Annotated in this window: 30 protein-coding genes; 20 read left to right on the forward strand and 10 right to left on the reverse strand. The window is 40.4% G+C overall.

Annotated features, from left to right (window positions below):
- Nucleotides 1-203 precede the first annotated feature (203 nt).
- On the forward strand, nt 204-1,352 hold the full coding sequence (locus E5Y90_RS14090; RefSeq protein ID WP_163146487.1) for a DHH family phosphoesterase: 1,149 nt from the start codon (nt 204-206) through the stop codon (nt 1,350-1,352).
- 483 nt (nt 1,353-1,835) lie between these two features.
- On the opposite strand, the gene E5Y90_RS14095 is transcribed toward E5Y90_RS14090, so the two are convergent.
- On the reverse strand, nt 1,836-2,066 hold the full coding sequence (locus E5Y90_RS14095) for a hypothetical protein (protein WP_163146488.1): 231 nt from the start codon (nt 2,064-2,066) through the stop codon (nt 1,836-1,838).
- A gap of 223 nt (nt 2,067-2,289) precedes the next feature.
- Here E5Y90_RS14095 and E5Y90_RS14100 point away from each other — a divergent pair, with 223 nt between their 5' ends.
- From E5Y90_RS14100 to E5Y90_RS14135, 8 genes are all read left to right on the forward strand, one after another.
- Nucleotides 2,290-2,796, forward strand: a complete 507-nt coding sequence (locus E5Y90_RS14100) for a hypothetical protein (RefSeq protein WP_163146489.1) — start codon at nt 2,290-2,292, stop codon at nt 2,794-2,796.
- A 67-nt stretch (nt 2,797-2,863) separates the two neighbouring features.
- Entirely contained in the window at nt 2,864-3,196 is a 333-nt protein-coding gene (locus E5Y90_RS14105; RefSeq protein ID WP_163146490.1) for a hypothetical protein, read from the forward strand.
- Nucleotides 3,197-3,332: 136 nt separating this feature from the next.
- Nucleotides 3,333-3,788: a hypothetical protein gene (locus E5Y90_RS14110; RefSeq protein ID WP_163146491.1), complete on the forward strand. Its 456-nt coding sequence runs from the start codon at nt 3,333-3,335 to the stop codon at nt 3,786-3,788.
- Between the two features lie 62 nt (nt 3,789-3,850).
- Nucleotides 3,851-4,393 carry a hypothetical protein gene (locus E5Y90_RS14115; protein WP_163146492.1) on the forward strand — a complete coding sequence of 181 codons (543 nt, stop codon included), beginning with the start codon at nt 3,851-3,853 and terminating at the stop codon, nt 4,391-4,393.
- Nucleotides 4,394-4,469: 76 nt separating this feature from the next.
- Nucleotides 4,470-5,243, forward strand: a complete 774-nt coding sequence (locus E5Y90_RS14120; protein WP_163146493.1) for a hypothetical protein — start codon at nt 4,470-4,472, stop codon at nt 5,241-5,243.
- Between the two features lie 10 nt (nt 5,244-5,253).
- Nucleotides 5,254-6,996 (forward strand): hypothetical protein, encoded by a 1,743-nt coding sequence (locus tag E5Y90_RS14125; protein ID WP_163146494.1) that lies wholly within the window; start codon nt 5,254-5,256, stop codon nt 6,994-6,996.
- 5 nt (nt 6,997-7,001) lie between these two features.
- On the forward strand, nt 7,002-7,751 hold the full coding sequence (locus E5Y90_RS14130) for a hypothetical protein (RefSeq protein ID WP_163146495.1): 750 nt from the start codon (nt 7,002-7,004) through the stop codon (nt 7,749-7,751).
- Nucleotides 7,752-7,940: 189 nt separating this feature from the next.
- Nucleotides 7,941-8,522 carry a hypothetical protein gene (locus E5Y90_RS14135; RefSeq protein WP_163146496.1) on the forward strand — a complete coding sequence of 194 codons (582 nt, stop codon included), beginning with the start codon at nt 7,941-7,943 and terminating at the stop codon, nt 8,520-8,522.
- 307 nt (nt 8,523-8,829) lie between these two features.
- Here the strand turns inward: E5Y90_RS14135 and E5Y90_RS14140 are convergent, their stop codons facing one another.
- The 3 genes from E5Y90_RS14140 to E5Y90_RS14150 are packed head-to-tail and all read right to left on the reverse strand — an operon-like array spanning nt 8,830 to nt 10,899.
- Entirely contained in the window at nt 8,830-9,687 is an 858-nt protein-coding gene (locus E5Y90_RS14140; RefSeq protein ID WP_163146497.1) for a hypothetical protein, read from the reverse strand.
- Nucleotides 9,688-9,713: 26 nt separating this feature from the next.
- A complete protein-coding gene (locus E5Y90_RS14145) occupies nt 9,714-10,247 on the reverse strand; it encodes a hypothetical protein (protein ID WP_163146498.1) in 534 nt (177 codons plus the stop codon).
- Nucleotides 10,240-10,899 carry a hypothetical protein gene (locus E5Y90_RS14150; RefSeq protein ID WP_163146499.1) on the reverse strand — a complete coding sequence of 220 codons (660 nt, stop codon included), beginning with the start codon at nt 10,897-10,899 and terminating at the stop codon, nt 10,240-10,242. Before E5Y90_RS14150 ends, E5Y90_RS14145 begins: the two co-directional genes overlap by 8 nt.
- 304 nt (nt 10,900-11,203) lie before the next feature.
- On the opposite strand from E5Y90_RS14150, the gene E5Y90_RS14155 reads away from it, so the two are divergent.
- The 7 genes from E5Y90_RS14155 (at nt 11,204) to E5Y90_RS14185 (ending at nt 16,461) form a co-directional block, all read left to right on the forward strand.
- On the forward strand, nt 11,204-12,277 hold the full coding sequence (locus E5Y90_RS14155; RefSeq protein WP_163146500.1) for a hypothetical protein: 1,074 nt from the start codon (nt 11,204-11,206) through the stop codon (nt 12,275-12,277).
- Nucleotides 12,278-12,299: 22 nt separating this feature from the next.
- Nucleotides 12,300-12,869, forward strand: coding sequence for a hypothetical protein (locus tag E5Y90_RS14160; protein ID WP_163146501.1), 570 nt, complete (start codon nt 12,300-12,302; stop codon nt 12,867-12,869).
- A 12-nt stretch (nt 12,870-12,881) separates the two neighbouring features.
- The gene (locus E5Y90_RS14165) at nt 12,882-13,271 is read left to right on the forward strand and encodes a hypothetical protein (protein WP_163146502.1); all 390 of its coding nucleotides are present in this window, start codon (nt 12,882-12,884) and stop codon (nt 13,269-13,271) included.
- A 152-nt stretch (nt 13,272-13,423) separates the two neighbouring features.
- Nucleotides 13,424-13,915 (forward strand): hypothetical protein, encoded by a 492-nt coding sequence (locus tag E5Y90_RS14170; RefSeq protein ID WP_163146503.1) that lies wholly within the window; start codon nt 13,424-13,426, stop codon nt 13,913-13,915.
- 65 nt (nt 13,916-13,980) lie between these two features.
- The gene (locus E5Y90_RS14175; protein ID WP_163146504.1) at nt 13,981-14,871 is read left to right on the forward strand and encodes a hypothetical protein; all 891 of its coding nucleotides are present in this window, start codon (nt 13,981-13,983) and stop codon (nt 14,869-14,871) included.
- 33 nt (nt 14,872-14,904) lie between these two features.
- Entirely contained in the window at nt 14,905-15,156 is a 252-nt protein-coding gene (locus tag E5Y90_RS14180) for a hypothetical protein (protein WP_163146505.1), read from the forward strand.
- Nucleotides 15,157-15,357: 201 nt separating this feature from the next.
- A complete protein-coding gene (locus tag E5Y90_RS14185; protein ID WP_163146506.1) occupies nt 15,358-16,461 on the forward strand; it encodes a phosphoadenosine phosphosulfate reductase family protein in 1,104 nt (367 codons plus the stop codon).
- A gap of 38 nt (nt 16,462-16,499) precedes the next feature.
- Here the strand turns inward: E5Y90_RS14185 and E5Y90_RS14190 are convergent, their stop codons facing one another.
- Together E5Y90_RS14190 and E5Y90_RS14195 are read right to left on the reverse strand one after the other, a co-directional pair.
- Nucleotides 16,500-16,940: a hypothetical protein gene (locus tag E5Y90_RS14190; protein ID WP_163146507.1), complete on the reverse strand. Its 441-nt coding sequence runs from the start codon at nt 16,938-16,940 to the stop codon at nt 16,500-16,502.
- A 42-nt stretch (nt 16,941-16,982) separates the two neighbouring features.
- Nucleotides 16,983-17,426 (reverse strand): hypothetical protein, encoded by a 444-nt coding sequence (locus E5Y90_RS14195; RefSeq protein ID WP_163146508.1) that lies wholly within the window; start codon nt 17,424-17,426, stop codon nt 16,983-16,985.
- A gap of 487 nt (nt 17,427-17,913) precedes the next feature.
- Between E5Y90_RS14195 and E5Y90_RS14200 the strand changes: the two genes are divergently transcribed.
- From E5Y90_RS14200 to E5Y90_RS14210, 3 genes are all read left to right on the forward strand, one after another.
- Nucleotides 17,914-18,351 carry a hypothetical protein gene (locus tag E5Y90_RS14200; RefSeq protein ID WP_163146509.1) on the forward strand — a complete coding sequence of 146 codons (438 nt, stop codon included), beginning with the start codon at nt 17,914-17,916 and terminating at the stop codon, nt 18,349-18,351.
- Complete coding sequence (locus tag E5Y90_RS14205; protein WP_163146510.1) at nt 18,351-18,881, forward strand: hypothetical protein; 531 nt, start codon at nt 18,351-18,353, stop codon at nt 18,879-18,881. Before E5Y90_RS14200 ends, E5Y90_RS14205 begins: the two co-directional genes overlap by 1 nt.
- A 143-nt stretch (nt 18,882-19,024) precedes the next feature.
- Nucleotides 19,025-20,041: a hypothetical protein gene (locus E5Y90_RS14210; RefSeq protein WP_163146511.1), complete on the forward strand. Its 1,017-nt coding sequence runs from the start codon at nt 19,025-19,027 to the stop codon at nt 20,039-20,041.
- A 257-nt stretch (nt 20,042-20,298) separates the two neighbouring features.
- Here the strand turns inward: E5Y90_RS14210 and E5Y90_RS17530 are convergent, their stop codons facing one another.
- The gene (locus E5Y90_RS17530; protein WP_218955263.1) at nt 20,299-20,976 is read right to left on the reverse strand and encodes a hypothetical protein; all 678 of its coding nucleotides are present in this window, start codon (nt 20,974-20,976) and stop codon (nt 20,299-20,301) included.
- A 310-nt stretch (nt 20,977-21,286) separates the two neighbouring features.
- On the opposite strand from E5Y90_RS17530, the gene E5Y90_RS14220 reads away from it, so the two are divergent.
- A complete protein-coding gene (locus E5Y90_RS14220; protein WP_163146512.1) occupies nt 21,287-21,604 on the forward strand; it encodes a hypothetical protein in 318 nt (105 codons plus the stop codon).
- A 143-nt stretch (nt 21,605-21,747) separates the two neighbouring features.
- Here the strand turns inward: E5Y90_RS14220 and E5Y90_RS14225 are convergent, their stop codons facing one another.
- From E5Y90_RS14225 to E5Y90_RS14235, 3 genes are read right to left on the reverse strand one after another with little or no spacing between them, the layout of a single operon-like run.
- Nucleotides 21,748-22,362: a hypothetical protein gene (locus E5Y90_RS14225; RefSeq protein ID WP_163146513.1), complete on the reverse strand. Its 615-nt coding sequence runs from the start codon at nt 22,360-22,362 to the stop codon at nt 21,748-21,750.
- A 1-nt stretch (nt 22,363) separates the two neighbouring features.
- On the reverse strand, nt 22,364-22,609 hold the full coding sequence (locus E5Y90_RS14230; RefSeq protein WP_163146514.1) for a hypothetical protein: 246 nt from the start codon (nt 22,607-22,609) through the stop codon (nt 22,364-22,366).
- A 13-nt stretch (nt 22,610-22,622) separates the two neighbouring features.
- The gene (locus E5Y90_RS14235) at nt 22,623-22,871 is read right to left on the reverse strand and encodes a hypothetical protein (protein WP_163146515.1); all 249 of its coding nucleotides are present in this window, start codon (nt 22,869-22,871) and stop codon (nt 22,623-22,625) included.
- Between the last annotated feature and the right edge of the window lie 140 nt (nt 22,872-23,011).

Here is a 23,011-nt window from a genome sequence, read left to right on the forward strand (position 1 = left end):
GCCTATGTTGCAAATGAGATAGTATGTATGTGCCCTATGGGTGTTTTTGCTCGCGCACCCCATAGAGCCGATTTCAGTAAAGTGTAGTCATAAACACATTCTTAGTAGTCTTTACCAATATTAACTTATGCCATGTTTCAGGATTAAAATTTACCCAGATAATATTTAGGTTGCCACCCTAATTCTGTGGCAGTGAGGATTAAATGAATAAATTACCAGTAGTAAATGCTTTTAAGCCAGGTGTTCTTCATGTTTGGGGTGAGGATGCAGTAAACGCGACCTTTAATGGTACGGACTTCATCAATGATGAAACAAGCGAAATTATTAAAGTAGACCCTAAAAATTTTCATAAGTTTGCCCAAGAACAAGGCGTACTTAAACATGAAGTTGTTTTATCTATTTTAACAAGCAATTCTAATAAAGATGTGATCTTGATTTATCATGGCGGTTGCCCTGATGGTGTGGCTTCTGCTGTAGTTGCTATGGATGCTTTAGGTCGTGATCTGACCATGATTGCCGGTCACTATGCTCGCCCATTGTCAGAAGAAAATATTGATATAAAAGATAAAACAGTAGTGCTATGTGACTTTTCATATCCTTTAGAAGAAATGAAAAAGATTGTCAGCAAAGCATATCGTGTGATTTTCCTAGATCACCACAACACACCTTTGGAATCCTTAGCACATCTGTTGTCTGAGCCTAATGTTTTTGCTTTTTCTAGCACACATTACAGTGGTGCAAGCCTTACATGGCAATTCTTCAATCCCAAAAAAGAAATGCCAATCTTTATTAAATATATTGAAGATGGTGATTTGTATAAATTTGCTTTGCCAGATTCACGCGATATCGTGAAAGGCTTTCATGCAATCTTAACGAAAGAAGTTTCTGAGAATCTTTACTTACTACGTGATGGTATTGTTAAAGCAGAATTGCAGCAGATCAGACAAATTGGGGAAAAAATTAATGGTGAAGCCCAACGCCAAGCAAAAGGTATCATCAAGCAAGGACGAATGACCGCTACGGCTTATGGACATACTTTTCCAGTCATTAATGCAACACCAGATCACACAAATCTGGTTGGTGAGCTGATCTATACGACTGAGGATGTGCCTTTCGTTATGATCTATACCATTCTTGCAAACCGTGTGAAGGTTTCCTTACGGTCGAATGCTAATGCAGTTGATGTGGCTGAGTTGGCTCAACGCATCTTCCCTAAAGGTGGTGGTCATAGAAGTGCAGCAGCCGGTTTCATGCCATTCGATCAGTTCCATAAGGAAGTTCTTTCAAATGCAGTTGAATACGTGGCTCCGGTTGCAGAAGAAAAGGCTACATGCACTTGTGAACATCATTGATTAATTACCCAGAATTGAAAATGCCACTTTAAAGGTGGCATTTATGTCAATTTACCGCCGACAGTTCTAGGCTACTTGAGCTTAATTTTCCCAGATTTATTCAACAAAATACCCTGGTACTTAGCTTTTAACTGGCTGTTTTATCTTTTTTTATAACTATAAATATAGGCGACAGCCTGTGTCGTTACATCGGTGACTTTTAAGTGGTTTTCGACAATAATTTGTTTCAGGAGCAGTGAAGCCCCGCCAGGAACAGTGACCTGACTAAAGAGCTATAATTAGGATAGGTTGGTTTGAGGACGAAAGGACTTGTTTTGAGTAGTTCTCTACTTAACCACTTGAAGTTAGATCAGACCCGCTTTTTTAACTAGAAATAGTTTTAGAGCGGGCCTTTTAATAATATCCCTTTAGAAAAAGTGTACATCCCCTGCCATTCATTTGTAATTATTATGTAATTGTGTTTCGTTGTTTTAATCGTGTTATTTAGTCTACAGCGTAATAAATACTTGGCTCGTTGTTGCGTCCATAACTGAAATCGAAGTTCATATCTATACCCATAAACCGGCGCATATAGCCCATTGATTTGTTCCAGAAAAGCACACCCGCATGATAATTACGTCTGCGCTCATAACACACGTAGACTTTGGAGCCATTGCGAATTGCTTGCTTGACCTCTTCTATGCTACTAAACTTTTGCAGGGTTAGAGTTGCCATTAATCTTCTCCGAGAAGGTGACTGATTTGGTGCAAAATAATAGAGGAAAATTCACTTATTTCTATACCATAATGAAAAAACTCTTTTTTTATTCCCGAAAAGCGTAGTCTTTTGCCACCTTTAGGTTGACCTATGCCATGTTTGATAGGATAATGGTAAACTGTTACAGAGGTTGATCTAACACGCAGAGAAGCCCTGCATTAATGGCTTGTGGGGGGTTAAATTGAGTAAAAGTAAAGAATGGAAAATGTTTAATTTGGTCAAGGCATGCAAGGATTGTCCTTTCAAAAAAGGCATGACCTACTTGACTGAACAAGGTGTATTAGAGCGTATCAATGATGTGCGCCACCATGACAGATCGTTCACTTGCCATAAAACAATTGATTACGATGCCTTTAATGAACTTGAGGAAATCGAGAACGATATTAAAGAAGAACTTGAGTACCTTCGTGAACATGGTTGTAGTCATAAAAAGCTGTTTTATAAACGTATAGAACTGGCTCAAGAGTTTGGATTACACGATGCTATTGAGAAGTATGAAGCAACCAAAAATGATGAAATGTACTGCGCCGGTATGCTGATCTTGGCGAAGAAATCTGGCTTTTTAATGAATAATCGTGCACTACGTTACGCAGTAACAAGTAATCTTCTGGACCCAGACAAATTCATTGATGAAGATGAAGTCTATGATTCAGTAGAACAGGCTGTTGAAGCACATAAGAATGGATGATTCCATTCTTATATTTTTCAGTTATTATTCAATTTGTCAGTCGTGTACGACATTTTGGAAATAACAAATGCAAAACAGCAATAAGCAAGACGATCAGTACGATCAAGATCAGATCGACCGGGAATATGACGATGGCTTGACCGATGAACAGCGAGAACAAGAGCGCAAGGCTCAAATTCAACGGCGTATTAAAGCACGAAATCAGTTCCGTTCACCGTGGTTCATTCTGGGAATAATCGCTATTTTATTCATTGTAATCTACCCTCGTTGCAGCTACAAAGATAATGTTCGGAAAGACATGGAACGCAAGGCTCAAAAACAGGCTGAATTACAAAAAAGTCAACCACAGCAGAAAGAACAAATTTCTGATGAACAGCAAGGGATGGTTCCTAAGTTCTAAGTCATTGAAACTTACTGAAATCAGGGGTTCTACCCCTTTTTTTTAATGCTCAAAAACTATTCTGCTTGATTGACAATTGCCATGTTTGCCTAAATAATACCAAAACAAGGAACACGTAATTTTTTAAGGCAATAATGTGAATATAACTGCACAAAATAAAGAGACGAATTTACGGAGCGTGGTTATTTTTGAAAACTTGCTAATTGATGAAAATAACTACATCCATAAAGTAAAAGGGCTATCAGATACAATCAAAGTATCAAGACCGTCCAACAATCCTTTAGCCACTCAAAATGTAGGTGAATATTTCAATGAAATTAGTGATGAGGTATTAGCCCTACTGCCAGTAAAAGAGCGATATGCTTTTAACAGCATAAAGAACCATTACAAGTTGACCAGTGGCAGCACTATACAGTTGTCTCGCTTATATTCTATTGATTCCCTTATACCGGGTGTGGTGGGGTTGATCAATGTTCACTGGACCTCAGTTATTTACCTGAGCATTCCAGGTATTCAAGATGACTTTCCGATTCTTCTGAATTACAACATGCGAGTGCCGGATTGCTATCCTTATCTACCTACGGGGGGTTAGATCAGTTATTTGAAAGTATCACCATTGATTCAGGCATCAGCAGATATCTGGACTATGTGGAAATGGCTGATTACGACAAAGATGCCCTACCAGATATTATCTATTACAACGACAAGTCAGAAAGAATGGTTATTAGCGGTGATTCTGCACCACAAGATTACTTTGCTGCGATTAATGAGCTGTATATACAGGAAATTTGCAAAGTTTTAATTTCAGGTCAGCAAGCATTTAACACTGTTTATCGCCAAGAAGCTTTTGAAATTCTACGCAACCACATCATCCAGAGTTTTAAAACCTGTATGGTCGCCCTGCTCAAGCGATCTATGCCTTTGGTCATGCCAAGTTCAGAAGAATTGTGGGTTATGCACTGTGGTAAAACGCATCCACGGCGCAAATTCAAATATGAAAATACTCGCGGCGAAATGATAGATTTGGGTTTTGGTTCGATTCGTTCAGAAGATGGTACTGACCTCACATCGGTTGAATGGGTAGAGTTTTCAGTAGATGAACAAATAGTTATCCGGGTATTGGAACGTCCAGTAGATGAACGCACGAATTTCGGCTCTCTTGTTAATCAACACCAGTATCCTAATAGCGGAAATTGAACCTGAAATTAAAGCGTTTTTGTGTTATTTTTGAAAAACTGCTGATTACGAGCCTTTAGCCGTAAATTGTATAAAAATGGACAAACTAATCGAATTGCTGCGCCAGGCGTATCGTCTGGAAATTGCGCAGAAAGACACTATTGCAGAGTTAGGCAAATCAATTACTGGACAAAGTGGGATTACCCGCATTCAGTATTTACATATCCTACACATCATTCGCAAACACAATCTCGCTGTTGAAGATTGGGGTGAAATACGCGCATTGGTTAATGAGCCATTAGCTATTTTGGACCCGATCTCTAGCCAATCCTGGTTTACCTCAACACCTTTGCACTGCTCTAAACGCTATTGGGAGCAAATTGAAATCTTGTTTAAAGAGTTCCATAAGTGCCAGTGTGCCATTTGTGATAGCCAGAAAACCGAAGATGAAATTGACGTTCAAGAGTTGTGGCAATTCGATGACAAGCGAAAAATCCAGAAACTTGTTTGCTATTACCCGATCTGCATTAACTGTCAAGACCATAGCTATATACCTAGTGACCCTAGTAGTGAAGAACGCCAATACTCTGTCGAGTTTTTTAAGACGATAAATAAGTGGTCTACTGAACAGGCAAACGACCATATCAATCAAGCTTTAACTCTTCAAAAGATGCGTGATCAGTCCGACTGGATTGTTGACGTTGCCTATATGGTGAATGAGTTAAAAACTCAACCGAATAATGTTCGAGAGAACATTTTTGACCACGATCAAAAGCAATCTATCTACCACTGTTTGAAGTCTATTCAAGAGGATGCGCGTGAGGACTATAACCTCAAGGTGGAAATTGATTGCCGATTCAGCATTTTCTAAGGGGACCGTCGTGGCTAGTACAAAGAAAAAACCAAATCCGAAAGATTTACTGAAAAAAGCCTTCGCTCATAAGAATCAGGATGGTACGAATGGAGTTAAAGCTCCTATGCCTAAGGAAGAAGCTAAGGCTATATTTGAAGATATCGACGGCGCGAAAGAAGCAGCTCCTAAACCAGTACCGGTAGCACCCAAAAAAGCACCGGTGGCAGTTGAAATGACACCAGATACAGTAGATCAGAATGTGCCTGAACTTTTTGTAGATGATCTGCCACCGCCAGATGATGACCTCCCTCCACCGGAAGATGATTTTGACCCTGCGGATTTAATGGAGCCTGAACCTTCGGTTGTAGATGCAGAGCCAGTTGTCGCGGAACCAGTAGCAGCAGAAGAATCACAACCAGAAATGGATGCACCTGTAGTTACAGATCAGGAAGATAATACACCGGTGGTTGAAGATAGTTCTGTATATACAGATGGAGTTGATCATCATGTAGAAGAGCTAGAAGCACCTCTGATTACCTTTGTGGATGATCTTATTGATCGGGCTGCCACAGAGGATGTCTTTAATGATGCCCCTGAAATAAACCTGTCAGTAGGCACACCAGACTTTAACGATGCCCCACCTGACATACCGGAGCCAAACTTCACTGTAGAAGAAGATGAAGCACCGCATTACGCAGAAAAGAATATTGAAACCCTTTCTCTGCTAGATCAGGTTAAAGCTGACAAAGAAGCTCGTAAGCGTGAATATGCAGAGAGCTTACAGAAGCTAGAAGCTATTGAAAGCGAGCGTTCTGAGCTTGAAGAAATTATGCGTCAGCAGCTTCTCAAGGAACAGAATGAAGAAGCTGCCAAGCTAAATGAGGGTATTAAGAAAATCCGTACCCGGAACCGCAATTTCCTCACACTGCTTGGTGACTTATATCGACGCGAAACTGAGGAAATTCAGGCTGACAATTTGGTTGCCATTGCACAGGCATTCAAAACAGACAGCACCATTACCCTTCAAAGCTATTTACTGATTAACCGTTATTTGCACCGGTTCAATATTAAATACGACATGGAGGAAATTCGGGTATTCCTGAGTGAAGATTTGCTCAACATCGAGACACCCCCGCTCGACTTTGATTATTACTACCTATGGGAATCAAATCTGGATACCAAGATCACGCCGTATATGTGGGATAAGCACAAGTTGATGGTGTTCAGCCGTGCCAATTTCACCTGTGAGCTGTGTGGTGGTGTTGGAATGAATAATCCTGTTGAACTGTATCCACAATGGCGCATGTTCGATTCTAACCGTACTCAAATACTTCAAGGCTTCCTTGCTCTTTGTCCTAAATGCGTAGATGCCAAGAATCATGCTCAACTTAAACAGCGTAATTTGAAGATGCGTTATGAGAGTGCGCGTGAACACATGAAGAATGTGAATGGTTGGGATGATCGCCAAGTAGAGAATGCCCTACTAGAAGCCGAAGAGGTCTATGCCAAGCGTGTAGATGCCAAAGCGGAGTCGGAGCGGTTTAAGAAATGGAAACTCAATATCCATGTTTTAGAGAACATATTTGGCATTGAAGTTGAAGAGCCAAAGTTTCATCAGCGCAGTCACATCAAGAGTGACTACCAACAAATATTTGAACCTCATGTTGCGTATCTATTCGGCAAGATCGAAAGCGACCGCATGATCAAGACAGGTAAAACAAAATTTCTCAGCATCAAACTGGATGTTGAGCCAATGAAGAAAGCGAGATAAAGAATATGGAACACGGAGTTAATCAAGATCGTGTTGTTTTAGCCATTGGACGTTCCGGCAAAGGCAAAGTTCCAAGCCAACAACGAAGTAGTGTTCAGACCCCTGCACCAGAGCAATATACTTCCCTTCGCTCAACTGATGATCTGGACGACTACACGCTGAAAAGTCTGCGCTGCATTGGGTTTTGGTCATGGTTCTGGTTGATTATCTTTGGATTAAACCTGATTGGTTACTTCGTGATGAAGTTTAATCCAGGCTGGCTTGCCCCAATTGAAGCGACTGAGGGAGCACTGCGTTACTTCCTGACTGTATTTGTCTTTAATTTCGTATTCATCTTTAAAGGCACAGTCACCGCCCTGGTTCTATTTATGTTTGCCTTTAACCGGATGGCGTACTACAACACCGCCGTAGAAATGCAAGATGCTAATGGTCTATTGAATAGCATCTATTATAAAAAATACGAATCACCGGCTTTTGACTTGCGTACCGGTAGACTATATCAGCAATTGGGTGTTGTTGAAGTAGTGCAACACTTTAAATATCTGGTAGGTCCAATGCTGTACCTTTTCTTTGCGATTATAGCGACCGCAGTGGCATTCGGTATTACAGGCTACTACTTCTATAATATCCTGATGAACCGTGTAGCACTGAGCATTGCAGATGCTTTCCTGATGCTCTTTGTATGTTATGAAGCAGTGTTTATTTTGCGCTACCTGTATTCAGCAATTAAAGTTCGTATTATTGAATCAGATTAAGACATTTCAAACTGTTGAACGGCCCTCATTCGAGGGCTTTTTTGTGCTCAAGGAGCAGGATTTTATTTAGCATTTTTTTGGATGAAAAACGCCGTAGTTTTCATATTTTCATAAAAGATGAAATTCGTTGACGTACCACCGTGAATCACCAAGAATGTACCCAAACATACATAGCAATATTGGTTCATCATGGAATTTAAAAAGCCACACCTCTTTGAAGAAAATCCTGTTTCTTTCGTTACTCGTTTACCTTTTTTGAGTACCGAGGACTATGGTTTCTGGTTGCTACAAATGTCGCATATTGAGGGTTTAGATTGCGTTGAGGAAGTCGTTTTCCCGATTCCAGGTTCCAATCCAGAAGTAGTCGCGTCTGACCGTTTTTCTAAGACAAGCATTGCCAACATTGAAGCTGCGTACAATAAAATTTTAGGCTTTAATTTCTTTGGTTTTGCTTGGCTTGAATTGGTCCGTGCACGAGTCATCATTCCAGATGATAAAGAAATCGCTGTCCTGGCTAAGTTTGTACAGCAATGCTCTTCTCCAAACCATCCTATGTCGATTCCTTTTGCGACCATAGATGAACTGTTTGCCGAGTTGGAGGACTCTGCGAACTACTCACAAGTTTGTGAGAAAATCCGTAGTGCATTCCAAAAGCAGTTCCACCGCATTGAGGACTTTGAACGCATGCTGACTGCAATCACCAACTTGGAATCTGAATTTTTCCCTACCCAGGATGAACTTTTGAAGTTTTATTCTGAACAACAGGTTTAATCTGGTATTTGATGATGCGAGATGCGAATATTGCGCTAGGACTGGTCAACTGGTCAACTGGTCACTCAGTCTGTCATGTAAGCACAGCCCCATTTGAAATTGAAAAGGTTTAGGTGTTTCGCGTGTATATGTGCCGGTGGCATAGATCGGTTCAAAGTCGGAAATGTGCAAATCTCTATGCAGTAATCCCATTTGTAGATGACAGCACCTTGCTTGCTGAATATCATCAATCCCGGAACCAGAAACAGAAAACCCGCATCATGCGGGTTTTTTAATGCCTTGTGGATGGAGCCGGGATATTTCGGCTCTATTTCACTAGATACTCTTTAGTAATTTCACCTTTGCTCTTATCTCCTACAACACAGGCATTCACCCAGACATTCTTTGTAGGAAGTTTTCTAATATGCCCCCTTCTTAAATGAACTCTAGGACTAGCATGTGAACCACCAGTTGACTTGCCTGGTTCTGAATTTTTGCTCTTACCAGAATCAATAGTCAGAATCTTAAACTCAAAAAATGGCAGCTTGTTTTTCTTTTTGCGTAGATCATTTTTTAGTTTGCTTGGCTTATCTGGGTGGTCCTCAATATGAGCGTTTGAGCATGATAAGGTACAAATAAGATTGACTACAGATCGCAAAGGAACCTTGTTAAACCAATTTAATATTAAAGGTAATTTGCTTTGATCATAGTTTTCTTGCTTAAAGCCTTTCACTATAGATGAATGTGTTATTCGGTTTAATTCTATGTATATGAGATCATCATCCTCGCTCTCCATAAGCTGCCATTCAGTAGTTTTATTGATTGTGTAGATATGTATGTATTCGCCTTCCTGTTTGGCTACAACCAGAGATGGAATATTGTTTTCCAGACCAACTGAAAAAGCTTCAAGTTCCAAACAAATACATGGAAACGGCAAGTTGACAATATCCACAAACTTTTTTAGCACTTCAAAAGGCGTTAGATCGTCAGAAATTAGCTGATCACAGGAAGGGATTTTAAACTTAATGGCATTTTTAATGTCTTGTACGATAGATTTCTTGTTCGCAATATGTCTCTTGTAAGAATCAACTTCTGTTGATGAAATTAAACGATATTTTACCTTTTCAAATTTGAAGATTTCTTTTGAAAACTGATCAACGATTTCATTGCTGTAACTGATATACATAGTTTTATCTCTTAATCCACACGTTTTTACGGCTGCGAACTATTTTTAGCTTTGTAAATGCTCCAAAAGCCTTCGCCTTTCCAGTCAATTCGACGGCGCAACCACTTTCCGTTTTTCTGGTATTCTTCACCCTGGAATAAGGTTTCACCGATAGAGGTCATACAAAACCCAAATCCAAGATACTTGCCTTTTGCATTATGCTTCTGCAAATCTTCTGCGATTTGCGCCCAATGGTTTACCTGATTGGTTGGAAGCGGAAATTCTTTCAAGATGGTTTCAATGTCAGCTACAGCTTTCGGGATATCTGCTGACAAGATCACCGCCCGGTCATAGGTCATTTTCATCACCTGTCTGAACGGTTCCGGCACATCACTTCGCCTAGATAGGCTCCACAGCTCTTTATCGTCGTCTAGTAGATAATAACTGCTCTTGTCTAGGAACCGTTTAGTAAGAAAGTTCCAGATCACCGGTGCGGAACCATGCGAATTTTGATAGCTTTCCAAGACAGGGCATTCTTTAATGCCCCATCGTGGTATCCCATGTAATAACGTCTCAGACATTGTTATTGGTAGCCTGTGCTTGTTGCTGCTCTTGCTCTCGTTGAGCCTTACGTGCCTGTTGTTCAGCAAGCAGTCTGTCACGTACCTCTTTACCAAGCTCAATCAGACGTTGATAAGCATTCAGGTAACGTGCAGTCTGACCGTAATACAGGAAGTGTAGACCCTTCATGTATTCAAACCATTCATCTTGAGTACCAAAGGTCGGCAGCCAGTAACAGCCTTTTTCACCAGATTCCCATTCACCCTTCTCCCCGGTGCGGAGATAATTCAGGTAGCGTCCAACAATCGTGCGTGACTTATCAGCACAGCCAAAATTACCCTCAAAGTCCGTGCACATGCGTTCAATATGGCTTTCATAGAAGCTGTAGTTCAGGAAAACATGGCAATATTCTTCGCTGTTTTCGTTGGTTAGTTTCTTAACCGTTTTTAGGGCAGCTTTGGTGGCAAGTTTCTGATCATAGGTCAGAAAAAAGAAGAATGTGTCCGGGTCTTTAAAGATTTTCCCATCCTTAACCAGTGCAGCATATAGAAGGCTTTTTCTAGCTTCTCTGTCAGTATGATCAAGAATACCAGTCAATAAACTCGATAAGTTTTCTTTGATTTTGTCTTGTGATAGTGGGCTAGACTGCTCCACCGTATTTTGCTTTTTCATATTCACCTCTACGTTTTTTTGTATTTTACCATCTATATTGACTTATGCCATGTTTATTTTAATAAAATTGATAAAATATTTATTTATATTAAAATGAAAAGTCCCATTTATTTTTTGATTATTACAAGATTTATATCCATATATATTCTTTATCATCAATTTTGGATAAGAAGCTATTTCTTTGAAATATTTATTAGATATATATTGACTAATGCCATGTTTTAAGCGATAATTTGTAAATGAATTAGGCATTATAGCCAAACAGGTAGCCGACCTGATTTATCGGTAATTTAAAGGTAAACAAATGATCGCATCAGTATTTAAAAAAGTGGGTAAAGGTAAAGTTCTTGCCATAGTTGAACAGGCTCAAGGTTCTGTATGTGTAGAAGATTTGATTAGCCCTACTTCTGAAAACTTGGTAGCTGTAATCGAGAACATTAAAAGCAATGCTTACGAAGTTGCCCCTGCTACCATTAATTTAGCTTTACATGGTCACTTGCCCCATAAGCCAATCTCAGTGAACTCTTCTGAGCTAAAAATTATCACTGGTGCCCGCTTCCATAATGACTATGCGCTTGAATGCACAATTACTGATTTGAATGCTCTTGCTGAAACAGATATCCGTGCTGCGGGTGATGTGGCTCAACAGATTACTGAAATCTTTATCTCTAAATCTGGAACCATCCGCGAACCGGCTTTGATTAATTCACTAGCTGCCGGAACCATGCGTAAGTTTAAAGATTTTCTGACTATGCACCACACTAAATTCCAGACCTTAACAGGCATGGATAAAGTTAATTCTGTGGCTGATCTTCTGAATGAACTTCGTCGTATTCAAGGTCGTCTGGTAGACCCTGCTGTGATTGCTCACTTCTGCCGTATCTTGAATGAAGAAATCTTACCTTTGGATATTTTGGGGCCAACACTGCGCTTTAGTATTACAGACAGCCTGTGCCGTTTCTACTTATCAGAGGTTGATGAAAACCAACTGATTATTGGCATCGACAACAATAACGGTGTAAGTCTTTGTGCAAACTCTGATGCTACCCATTTTGTAATTTTGGCAAATGACATTGATAACAATACCAATAAGTCAGTGATCAAACGCATGTATGAAACAAAATGCGAGGAACTATCCAACTTGTTCACTTATGGTCCAACGAATGTTTTGGTCTATGACGCAAGTAAATTAAAGGGTTCGATCAAAAGTCTGAACCGCTATAACAGTGAGGATGTAGCGGAATTAGTACGTGAGCATGAACTAGAAGTGGTGGATACCATCATTGGCTATGGTTTCTCTAATGCAGAAAATTTGGAGAATATTACTTTACGTGCTTTTGTCAAAAAATATCAAAACGACTTGCGCTTCAATGCCTAAGTCAGCAGAACACAAGGACTATATGAAAAATCAAGAAGTTAAACCGGTGACTGTTCCTGATTCATTTGTTCCTCAGAACGACGAACAGGACTTTGCTGTAATGGGTCCTCTATTTGAACAATTCGACAGTGATATTCACCTTCTGGACAACTTTGCGGAAAGCCAGATCGCTGAACGCATCATGTTCCTGAATTGGGCGACTGAGGACTTCTACCGTTACAGCAATCAACCTCAACAATTGAATGCTCAGGATAAGTCTTGGCAGACATTAGCTCGATGGCGTTACCGTAATGACACTCAATATAAAAAATTCATGTTGTGGTTCCACTTGCACAAGAAGCACCAACAAGAACTTGAGCGGGTCCATGCTCAATATGCTGAGATCAAAGCTAAGGCAGATGCCTTAGATCGTGTATTTGCTACCGAACTATACAAACACAATAGCGGAACCATTTATCAACTCTTACTTGTCGGTAACTCAACCGCCACTAAGCCTGATTACCCTGTTTCTGCTGTATATATGAACATACAAAATCGTGAGGTCTTTATTCGTCCATTTAAGGACTTTAAAGAAAAATTCGAGCGTATTTAGGTTTTTAAAATCATGCGGTTATTTACACCAAAACAATTAGCACTGCGCATTCAGCCGGAGCTTAAATCAAAAAGATTAGGTGGGGTTACAAAGATTTGTCTATGTGATGAAGTCATTGCTATGGCTTCTACTCCTGTTGGTGCATGGCAATTGGCTTATGAAAGATTAGCTGCTGTACAGTTCAAAGTCGGTGACTTGCTTGTGATAGTGGACTGCATAGAAGCAGATTTACATAAGGGTAAAGTCTGGAAATGCCGTCACGGAAGTTTCAAAACACAACACGGCGACTACGGCGCATTCCTTGAGGGTTTTTCAGGTTATTTCCTCTGTGCATTCTTGCGCAAGGCTACCCCAGAAGAAGCTTTAACTTTTCAACCGCAATCCAATGATGCAGTAGCATGAAGGTGGTCTAATGCAACAATTAAACTTAACTGATCTCGTTTTAACACCCACCATTGCTGCACATTTGTTGGGGCGTTCGTAGCCCAATAACAATTTGGGTAAGTTGCTGACCCGCAATAACTAGGCAACAAAATTAGAATGGAAATCCGCTTATGAGCACTATAAACAAAGATGATCTGATTGCTGAAATACAGGCGTTCAAAGATGAAGCATTGAAAATGCACCTGGTACAAAACCTAATAGATCACTGCCCGGAAACTGATGTATTCGACCATGATATTTCTCCTGACGGTCGTGTTTACTGGATGAAGGCCCAGATCAGCCAGGTATGGGAATTTTGGCAATCAGCGAAAACCTATGCGGTTCCAGAAGGCTACAAAGTTACCAAGAAGCCAAAACTACAGATCGGTAATCCAAATGTAGATTTCTCTCAGGCTCCCGATTGGGTGAAGTATTGGTTGAAGGATGGTCATTCAAATAAATGCCTATGGTCCAATGTGCGCCCTACGCTTGATACCGATTTGGACAGCTTTGTATTCCCATACAAATACCGCGCTATTGATGCACCTGATTTCGGATTTGATGGCGACTGGAAGAAATCAATTACAAGTCGGAAAGCTATGGAAACTCAGGCTGCTGCTTAGACTTTTCCCCTGGAATAACCAGGAGATTTCCCTTTTATTTTTTGATTGTATTTCTGGATATCCCCATGACTTTAAAAATGAAAATGACTGCTATTGGTTTACTGGCTCTCTCATTAGGTGGTTTTGCTGTAGCTGCTCCGGCTCCAATTGTTGAATGGGTAAACATTGACACCTCTGAAACCAAAGAAAAGGACGGTAAGCTTAGCAGCAAGTTTACTTATGACTTGCAGAAGGATGACTTTAGCCAATATTCATTTGACACCCCTTTCGTTCTGACTGGGCGTAATGAGCACAAATATTTGGTTCCAGACATGACGGCATTTGACTATTCTGCTGTTTCTAAAACAGTCGTAGACTGCAAGAATCTTCGCTATGCAGTTCAGTACCTTCGTAGCTCCAACAAGAAGATCACCGGTGTTGATAAGAACAAGCAGTTTGTAACCAAGCCGAATGTTGAGATAGAGACATACTTTAAAGCCGGCGCACCAGTACCTTCACAGTTCTGGACCAGTTTTTCTAAGCAGTCTCCCATATACAAAAATATCTGCGTTCAGACAAAAGGGTTTGACCAGAACTTTGTACCGGTGAAGGACCAGATTAGCGGTTGGAAGTTCGTAGATTTCAAATCCCAACACCTGTATGTCAATGAAGCCGATCTAAGCAATTATGATCTTCACAAGCCATTCAAATTAAGACATAAACGCTTTGATGTTAAATTTGCCCCGAACAACAAGCACTCTACCGCAGCCATTGATGAAGTAATGGTAAACTGCAAAACCCAGAAATACGTCCATGTGAAATCAACGTACCTGAATAATGACTACGAATACAAACCTAATCCTAAGCCAGTCATCGTGGATACAGTGAATCACATCAAGAATGCAAACAGCATTCCGGCTTCAAAATGGAACCCGCTAAATATGGAAGGTATTAAACCCCTAAATATTTGCCTGTAGAATGTATTGGCAGTGCTGATTAAGGACAGAAAGATGACATTTGATAGTCGAACCCAGAGAAAAGATGATTCACCCAAAGCGAGGGTTCTGGCCCGATTCCCGCAGTATCAGTGCATCAAAAAACCTGGCTTTGGTTTTGTGATTACTGACGGCGTGAATAACCTGTGTGGTGACAAAACCGCATACGAAGCATGGCGTACCGCAGAGAGTATCCTGATCGCTTCACCAGAGCGGGAAACCCGCCGTCTGGCACAGCTAAATGACCAGAAAAGCAAGAGTGTTTAAGGAGATTATTTTTTTCACTCTGCACTATATAAAATATATTAAAAACAAAAGGATGGTGATATTTTTACCATCCTTTTTTTATGCAAAAAACACTGATATGTGTTGACTTATGCCATGTTTTACAAGATAATATCTTACATAGGGAACAGTAAGTTCCACCCGGAAAAACCACCGGATTAAATGGTTAAAAAGGATTAAATCATGTTAGCAAACGCATCTATTGGTAAACAACAAATTGACCTTTTCGATGACCTGTTCACGATTCCAGAGTTAAGGAAAAGCATTGCTCCTGAAATGCCATTCGATGACGGTTTGACTTACTTCAACGCTCCTACAATTGACCTAAGTATCTATGACCACATCATTGTGTCTATGTCTGGTGGTAAGGATTCAATTGCAGCTTTCCTGGAAATCCTGGATATGGGCGCAGACAAGTCTAAGATCGAATTATGGCACAACGCTGTAGACGGTCGCGGTGGCAAGCCTTTCATGGACTGGATGTTTATGGATGACTTCAATATCAAGATCGCTGAACACTACGGCGTTCCACTGTACTTCTCTTGGCTTGAGCATGGCTTCAAAGGTGAAATGCTAAAGAACGAATCTTACTCACACCCTCACAAGGTTGAGACACCAGACGGTTTGATTACTTTAAAGCGTGACCGTGCGAAAATCAGTACTCGTTTGAAGTTCCCGCAGCAGTCACCTAGTCTACAAACTCGTTGGTGCAGTTCAGCTCTTAAAATTGACGTAGCTCGTCGTGCACTGAACAACCAAGACCGCTTCCACGGTAAAAAGATACTGTTCATAACTGGTGAACGTCGAGAAGAATCAGCGAACCGCAGCAAATATAATCAGCTTGAGGTTCATGCTTGTGATGCTCGTAACGGTCGCTTGGGTCGTCATGTAGACGCTTGGCGCACAGTGCTTCACTGGTCAGAAGAACAAGTCTGGGCGAAGCTACAAGAACACGGTTTTGCTGCTCCTGTGCCTTACCGCTTAGGTTGGAACCGCTCTTCTTGCATGACTTGTATCTACAATGGTCCTGCAATCTGGGCGACACTGTTTGAATACTTCCCAGATCGTGCAAATCAAATTTTGGAGTATGAGAAGCAATTTAACACCACCATCAGCCGTAAACGTCTGAACGTGTTTGAGATCAGCGAGAATGTATGTCCAATTGAGATTACGGACATGGAAGCATTAGAACAGGCTTTATCAACTGAATACACGCTGCCAATCATCACAGATAACTGGCAGATGCCTAAAGGAGCCTTCGGTAAGGAAGGATGCGGGGCGGTTTAAGCCCCATGCCCTCCCAACCGGGCATTTGGAGAGGTGGCTTATGCAGCCACCTTTGTTTTTGTACCAACGAATACTGACCCGCGCCAGTCTTTGCTTAACTTCTTGAGCTTGGTTAGACGATTAGAGTTGAAACACTCTTCCATGTGGTCCAGAGCTTCGCGTACAGCAGCTTGCCACTGCTCCACTTCCTTTTCACTTTTTAGGATGTTGCGTAACTTATTTCCCAAATCATTTCGGCATTGCACTTCGTTATAACCTACTACAAAAGGCATCCAACTGTTTGCATTGTACAGGTAACGGCGCATCAACATATCTTCATCAGATTCAGCATGAATCAGGTGCAACTTTTCATGCAGATCAGGTGGCAAGAAAGACAACCAGACATTGCGCGTGTATGGTGATTGAATAATTTGCTCAGTGTGATCTACCAGTTTGCCGAAGCCAAATTGTGTTAGGTCGATTGGATTGTTATTAGACATGATTTCTCCTAAAGGGCAGAAATTAAAGGGTAAAACGAAGGGTTATGAATATGATCCGATATACTCATTCTTGTAAACGGCTTTAAATAACAATTTCCCGGTTTCTGATTCCATCACTTTATAAATGGTGTACGCGGTGGTGTTGTCATGCGGTCTTGGTGTCGCCTGAGGTAATGCGATAGCTGTGTCTATACTCTCCATTAACAGGAAAGCTTCATGCAATGCACCTTCGCCACCGGCAAGGGTTAGACAAGCCTTTTTCTGAGGATTGAGTGATATAAAATACTCTTCATCGTTGATGGTATAGCTGAGAACAAATTTACCTAAGGAATCTGCCTGGTACTCGATTTCTTCTACCAGTCCATATTTAAAGGATGTGGCAACTGGATTGGCAAAGCTGATGATACTGTTTTTTGATTGGTGGAAATTTCCCGGCAATTCATCAGAAAATTTAACGTATAACGATGCTTTTTTTAGTTCTGTCATGCTTAACTCATATTTGTATATACAAAGGCTTCAACACCCTTAATTTTTAGTCTATTCAAATTCATTTGAATTTAAAAGCTTTCCTCTTCGTTTATATCGAAGTTAAGCCAGTTGCGCAGTAGAACGCAAACCACACTCAGGACGATTAAAGCCCCACAAACAACCAGATCAAGCACTGAGAAGATTTCAGGCTTCTGTATGTACATTTCCCACATTGAGTAATAAGAAGCTACCCAACTCAAACCGGTAATAAATATGACGCTGAGTAATTTCAGAACCGGGTCTGCGGATTCTCGTAAAATAACCATTTGAACATTTCTTAAAGATTTTATCTATATTGACTTATGCCAAAAATTAACTCAATAAAATGATTAAAAATATTGATTACTTTAAAACAATTTAGGAAACTAGAATCCCCTATTCCTTTCAGGGTAGGAAGTACATCACGGATGTAGAAGAGATAATTTAAAATAAGGTGGAATCCCCCATGATTAGACCAGGAATCTTTGTCGTTGCCATAAATTCCGAGCATTCCAATGAAATATTAAAGGTAAGTGAAATTATTAATGGTGTTGAGGGTAGACGGTTCGTAGATACCAAATATCAAAAGCAATGGAAGCCAGAGGATTTTCGAGTAGCTAATGAGTGTGAAGTAATTAAAGGCTATAGACGCGATTTGCTCACGCCTAAGTATGAATGGTCTGTGTTTCCATCTTGGGTAAATTGGGTATTTATTCAACCTGACAAGACCCTGGTACTCAGTAGTCAACGTCCTTATGGTTATACATTAGAGCATGGGTATTATTTCTTAAAGACTGACAGCAAGTATCAGATACTAGAAGTTAAAGACCATAGCTATAAGTGTCTCTATTCCAGTGCTTCACTTGAACAGCGTCCAATAAATATTCTAGCGGAGTGCGCATAATGCCTGATTTTATTGCCAATAAATACTATGTCCTTGAACAGCCGAAGCTACTTGCAGAAGCACATATTCATGTTAATAAGCAAAATGAAATCTTAGATTCTTTCCAGAAGTATAAGACGGAACACAATGCTGATTTTATCCAGGTTAGAAACAGTATTAGCCGTGGCATCTGTTTTATGGGTTTGTGCTATTTGGAAGCAAACGCCGATAAGATTGACAGGACCAAGTTCAAGGTTGGCAAGGCTTTCCCTGCTCAAGATCAGGAAGGCAACATGATTCGTGTGATTCGTGCCATAGCTCGTGCTAAGTATAAAGACGGTGTGCGTATTGAATCTATCCGCTATTCATACAACAACTTCTGTAAGCTCCTGGTTGCTCAAGGGCATCTGGTGAGTATGGCTGCTAGTGCTGATGGCTCCCCGATCTATTTTGAGGTCAAAGGTATAGCTGCTGATGCAGCAAGAGAAATCACAGGTAGCGAATACGAAGCGTATTATAACGAATGCAGTAAAGAAGAAGTGATCGAATAATTTATAGTTAGGCGCATAAGTCGGTGTTTAACTTACGTTGACTTATGCCATGTTTTAGGGGTATAATTGCAGTCATACAGAGCAATGAAAGCTCAACAGGCTTGATCACCTGATTAAAGATCACCATGAAAGGTTATAAATCTATGCTGAACTATGAAAAACTCCGTCAGAAAGAAAACTATTTTGATTTCGTGAATGCTCCTGATCACGAGCTGTTCCAAATTTTTGTACCGGGTACAGATTTTGACCCGGTGTTTAGCCAGATACTCGAACTTGCCGGTTACAAGCCATCGGATTTAACGACACCTTCCCTGTTCATTGGTCGTCATGTTCAAGAACATTGTATTGCTATGGCTCGTCACTTTATTTCGTTGATCTACAATGTGAAGCGTAGACTTCGTAACAAGCAAGTGCCATTGGAAAACAAGACCAAAATGATCGACCAGTTTTTAGGTGAATTTGGTAGCGTGAAGGATGTGTATTTTACGCCTGACCTTGTGCACCTGTCTGGACCCGAAGAGGTAGAGAAAGCGCGTATCGCTTTTGTGAAGGCAGCTCATTTGGTTAAAAATGGTGATTATGGTTCCACGATTTATAACGGCATTATTGATCTGCTTAATATCGTAACCAACTCGCTCAAAAAAGTAGAATCCGGTGAGTTTGTCAGCACTGACTTCCTGGACATGGTGGATATCGCGTTATTTGATACCAGTGAGCCTATTTTGGAACTCATGGGTGAAGATAAATATCAACACCATACCTACAACATGCCGATCTGGACTGACATTCTAAATACTTCTCCATACCTGTTGTGGTTAAAAGTGGAAGAAGGAAAGGAAGCCGGTGTTAAACGTGCCTACAGCATCATTGAAGCAACCGCCGTCTACCCTATGAGCCTGGAATCTCAGTTGACGGATTCTGCGGAAGTGCGCCTGAAACGCCTGAATATCTTTAATGAGCTAAATCTTGCTTTTGGTACGCTTGATACTGTTGTTCCGGCTACTAAACCAAAAACGGTGAATAAACGCCGGGAACACTTCAAGAAAAAACATAAGTACATGAACAGCCAGAACAATAATGGCAATAAGCAAAAGGGTCAGAACCCAAATGCTCAACATGCTAAAAACAAAAATGGTCATCAGGCTCAAAAGGCAGCCTAAACCAGATCAGAAAGAAGCTCAACTAAGGTTGGGCTTTTTTATTTCTGTTGAAAACGCCGTGGCTTAAAAGAACACTTTTTTAAATTTTTACGCCGTAGAGAAGCCTGTTCTTACGAATAGGCTTTTTTGTTGACCCAATAAAAACGGGCATCATAGACACCCTTTGTTATTTTAAAACTAGGAAACTACAAAACTATTTTAATAGCTAAATAGTAATTTAGTTTAATAGTTAAATAGAAAACTAGGAAACTAGGTTTTTATTCTTCAAACTTCTCTCGCAAGGATAAACCATCGAACTCATATCCTGGGAATTTGCGTCTCCATGCTTCCAGTTCATCGTTTAATTCCTGACGACTAGGCAAGTGCTCACGGATGCCATGCTTCGCGTTGTGCAGAGCTGTATAGGCATCAGCGATTGCAGACACTAGACCTGGATGTGAAGTGATTGCTCCGCCAGACGTACAGATGCGTACTCCATTGATCGCACCTTCATTCACAGGGGCTACGGAAACATACCAATCTTGGTTTCCTCCCTGGATAATGCGTAACGACATACGTTCATCTTCCGGTTTATCCCGATCATCAGTGACAAAGACAACTTCTTCAAATTCCTCAGTCATAGTGCACTCCCCTATTTTTAATTCGCGATTGTCGTTTAGTGTTTCCTTGTAGTGATCGTCAACCTCTTTGGCTGCTGCTAGATCACGGTTTTTCATGTGAATATCAAACGCCTGTTTGTAGTATTTTTTGGCTTGAGTTGGGTTTTTAGGTAGATGCTCACCATCAATATTTAGAATTGCCAACATAAATGCCGAATCCCCATGCCCTGCATTCGCAGTGATATTCAACCATTTTACAGCATCTTCAATATAACCATCGTTGAAGTAAGCTGCACCTACACTACCCATACGAGGGCAAAGTGGCGCATTTGCCATGATGCACTTTTCCAGAGCTTTGATGCTTTTATAGATAGGTGTTTTGGTTAGACTATATTCTCTATGACCTTCTTCACCGTTTTGAAGTTAGTTAAGCGTAGTTTTATACTAATTTTTATTAGCTAAATAATACCTAATATTTTTCATTTTTTAGATTGTCTAATATGCAAAAAATTCCAATAATTTACCTATCCTCTACCACGGCGCAATTATTCAGGTAAAATGGCTGCAATAAGAAATTAATCGGAACAACATGGATTACTACAAAAAAGCTCACTTCTAAGTACCGTAAACCCTTGAGGTAACTTAGATGAAAGAGCTTAAAAAGCTAAAAGTTCAGTATCAGCTTTCCATTAAAAAACAAGCAACTTGGTTTGGACAGTCTGATTATTTCCATATCTACCGTCGAAATTCTATCTGTCGTCGTTTCAGCACCAAACAAGAGAAATCTTGTTCGCAGTTACACGAGATCGAATACAAGGAATACAATTTTAAGGTTCGTTGTAGACGTAACAGCCACTTGGTTGATGCTTGGGAGGATGTACCTTCTTATGTCTATCGTGGTGATCGTGATTGGAAGCGTAACTCTAAGCGTAAGCACCAGTATTTCCGCATTGCGGAAGTATGATCAAAATGAAGCCTTCGGGCTTCTTTTTGTATTTAGACCTGGACCAGTCAGGCAAGGTAATTTTAACTAACTGTGCGAAATTCCCCATCTATAATCTTCGATTTAGGTGGGGATGGATAGCACGACTTTTCGTTATTAGTTTTTTAAAGGCATGATTCATAAGTTGCTACGGCATTCAGGATGCGGTGTGCATCACCATCCCGACCGGAAAATACTAATCCCTGACCTTGTTTTCTGGCTTCATCCAGACTCTTATACTGCCCTACCACATCCCATGCCTGTACGATACGTTCAACGTCTTTGCGTGGGAAAACGAATTTACCATGTCGCGGTTTGACCACATCGGTAAAGTCCAGTTCATCATCGTAAACAATAATGTACTTCTTCTTGTTCATGGAGCAGCTTAAAGCCAAACGAAATGTATCAACGCCATACTGTTTAACGTATTCATTGGGTTTCATTAGCTGTTCATCTTCGATACAGCCATTTTCCAGAACAAATCTGGCGTTATCAATTTTAACGTCATTGTTTTCGTTTGACGGCTGATACAGGTATTCAATCGCAGCATCAATTTTCTTTTGCTGTTCCTGGTAAGCCCACCATGCCCCATTGAGAAAAAACAAGCCCTTCTCACCTAGCCCATTTTTATCAAAGTATTTATTCACATCCTTTGCATAGGTGGCATGCTTAATTAATGGCGCGATCTCAGAAAGTTGCTCAAATGCCAGGCGTAATCTTTGGAGGTCTTGAATCGGCATTTTATACTCCGGCATCCGTAGTCTGTGATTTTTTAGGTATATAGACTTCTAACAGTTTTAGAATGACAAACCCCCATAAATTTAAAGTCATTGAGCACCCCAGGTATGGCAATACAGAAGCAATTGGTAAATGAATGCCCTCTGATGCAAGCAGTTGTGGAATCAGCTCTTTGGTTAGGGAGAAAACCACTATTGGGGGAGATATTAAAAGCAATATCAAAGCAATTACTATAAAAGAATTTTTCATTTTTTCAGGCTCTTTAATCCTGTAATGTTGGCTTGGTTTTAAGAGCTTTGTGCTCTCGTATCATGCTACTCAAGTGAAATACCGAATATAAATAAAGCATGGTCATCAGTGCTGCATACTGCATTAAAAAAGGGATTTCAGCCTTATTTTTACCCAGAATGGAAGCTATAAAGTCGCCAAAATGCAAGAAGATAAATGCAGGCACAATGATGTAAAGCCCTATTAAATACAGAACAAGCCATATCGTTTTTAATGTATTCATATTTTAAACCCTTATTATCTCTTGACAGGGAGAATATTTAAACTCTAATTTATATTACCTTATGCCATGTTTTAGGTAAAGAAAAAATTAAACATTGTTTGTATATACAGGATTTAGAGCATTAACAATTTTTCTGGAAG

Origin of the sequence: Acinetobacter sp. 10FS3-1, from assembly GCF_013343215.1 — a bacterium.
GTDB lineage: Bacteria > Pseudomonadota > Gammaproteobacteria > Pseudomonadales > Moraxellaceae > Acinetobacter > Acinetobacter lwoffii_C.